This window comes from Bartonella sp. AA86SXKL, from assembly GCF_042196885.1.
Map to the genome: position 1 here is coordinate 1 of NZ_JBHIRE010000305.1, position 735 is coordinate 735.

Sequence of the window (735 nt, forward strand, 5' to 3'; positions counted from 1 at the left end):
ATGAAAAAGCTAAAGATTTGCATAAAACTCAAGGAGCTATCCGTTTCGAAGACGTATCGTTTGCATATACCGATAACCAAATGGTGTTAAAGGACGTTAATCTAGAAATAGAACCCGGAAAAATGACAGCATTGGTGGGACCATCTGGTTCAGGAAAATCAACCTTTATCAACCTTATTATGCGTCTTTATGACCCTACAAAGGGACGCATATTGATTAATAATCAAGACATTCGCTATACTACATTTCGCTCCTTGAGAAATCTAATGACTTATGTAGGACAGGATACTTTTCTCTTTCAAGGAACCGTTAAATATAATATCGGGCTAGGAAAAGAAGGTGCTAGCGACGACGACATTATAAAAGCAGCAAAAACAGCTAATGCTCACGACTTCATTATGGATCTACCAAATGGCTATGATACACAGGTCGGTGATAATGGTTGTAATCTCTCAGGAGGACAAAAACAACGACTCGCTATCGCTAGAGCAATGCTCCATGATAGTGAAATCCTGATTCTTGATGAAGCAACAAGTGCTTTAGATTCGCACACGGAAGCACAAATCAGTGAATCCCTTTATCATCTTACCAAAGGGCGCACAACTATTATCATTGCTCATCGCCTTTCAACAATTGCTCGCGCTCATAAAATTGTTGTCATAAAAAATGGTGAACTCATTGAACAAGGTACACAAAAAGAATTGCTGGCAAAAGAACACAGTTTTTACAAAAAAC

Annotated in this window: 1 protein-coding gene; it reads left to right on the forward strand. The window is 38.5% G+C overall.

Features of this window, described 5'->3' with window-relative positions; translation table 11 throughout:
* The coding region (locus ACFIO5_RS11700; protein WP_375705503.1) for an ABC transporter ATP-binding protein at positions 1-735 on the forward strand (735 nt) is incomplete at both ends.